This is a genomic window from Limosilactobacillus sp. C0001E2 (assembly GCF_056590915.1).
In genome coordinates this window covers 1-1676 of the sequence record NZ_JBWPXC010000019.1, presented here as the reverse complement: position 1 = coordinate 1676, position 1676 = coordinate 1, and the positions used below count along the sequence as shown (strand labels likewise).

Genomic DNA, 1676 nt, shown 5'->3' with positions numbered 1-1676 from the left:
TGATATGCTCCCCTTAGAGTAGACAACGAAATATATAAAATATTTCAAAGCTACTCTAGGGGGAGTTTTTATGTCGAAAAGAACGAGTCATCATTCATTCCAAGAACGCTTAGAAGCTGTACATCGTGTAATGAGCAATGAGTCTTCACCAAATGAAGTAAGTCATGAATTAAAAATTAGTACAACTACTTTAAAAAACTGGATTCGTGCCTATCGGCACAACGGTCCGAATGGATTGCATGAATCACATACATGGCGTCGTTATTCACACACGTTAAAAATGGCGGCCGTTACTGACTATTTAGCTGGCCATTATTCATTGGAAGAGTGCTGTAATAAATATAATATCTCTAGTGAAAGTGTTCTCAGCAAATGGATTCATCAGTATACTAATGGTAAAACCTTAAAACCATCACAGGGAGGTTCTACCAGAATGCGTGCCAGTAGTCGTAAAACCACGTTCGAAGAACGTTTAGCAATTGTTCACTTTGTCCTGAAGCATGAAAAAGATTATTTAGCCGCCGTCCAGAAGTATCGAGTATCATATGCTCAAGTCTATAATTGGGTGCGTAAATATGAGCATGAAGGTAAAAAGGGCCTGATTGATTATCGTGGCAAGCACCGTCCCCATTCAAAACCATTCACAGAAACTGAACGTTTAAATCGTGAAATCAAGCAGCTCAAACAGCAGAATGAAGAATTAGCCGCGGAGAATTTTCTGTTAAAAAAACTGGGCGCCCTGAAAAACTTCAAACCGTAGGTTTGCACCGACGTTTTAAAGCCGTTAAAGCTACCCATCAACAGTTTTCAGGGCTGACCATTGTCAAATTATGTGAATGGGTTCAGGTTTCACGGGCTGGCTATTACCGTTGGCTAAAAACTCCCAAGCCACGGATTGATGAGAATAATGAACAGCTAAAGGCACAATTGAAAAAACTGGATTGGCAATATCGTGGTAAATACGGCTATCGTCGGTTAACGATGCAGGTAAATCGTCAATTCGGCCAGCATTATAACGTTAAACGAGTTCGTCGACTGTTACGGGGACTAGGTTTACGGGCTGTAATTCGTCGACCACGCCATAGTTGTACTATTGTATGTGATAATAGCTTTACACATAATTATCTCGATCGTAATTTTATCGCTCACTACCCTAATGAAAAGTGGGTCACTGACGTGACCTATTTAAACTATGGGGATCATCAAAAGGCGTATTTAAGTGCGATTAAGGATCTCTATGATGGTTCAATTATTAGTTATGTAGTGAGTCGACGAAATGATAACCACTTGGTTTTAACCACTTTAAAACAGGCATGTCACAATAATCCAGAAGCAACGCCGTTGCTTCATAGTGATCGGGGCTTTCAATATACATCGAAACAATATGCTCGTTTAACCGCACAATATGGAATTCAACGGAGTATGTCACGAGTTGGTAAATGTCTGGATAATGCGCCAATGGAAAGTTTCTGGAGTCACTATAAGGACGAGGCGTATTACGGTGAAGAGTTTACCAGTTATGAATCCTTAGTCCATTCCATTGATGAGTACATTAATTTCTATAATCATCATCGTTATCAAACAAAATTAAACAGCCTCACTCCGATAGAATATCGGAATCAGGCTGCCTAATTAAATTATATATTTACTTGTCTACTTGACGGGGCTCAGTTCAC

At 39.7% G+C, this 1676-nt stretch carries 1 protein-coding gene; it reads left to right on the top strand.

Annotated features, from left to right (window positions below; all coding sequences use genetic code 11):
• The first annotated feature begins 70 nt into the window (after positions 1 to 70).
• Positions 71 to 1632 (top strand): IS3 family transposase gene (locus AC1EKL_RS08700; protein WP_480190078.1). Its coding sequence is split into 2 segments (ribosomal slippage): positions 71 to 734 and positions 734 to 1632, totalling 1563 coding nucleotides; the frame shifts between segments, so codons are not numbered across the junction.
• The last annotated feature ends 44 nt before the right edge of the window (positions 1633 to 1676 follow it).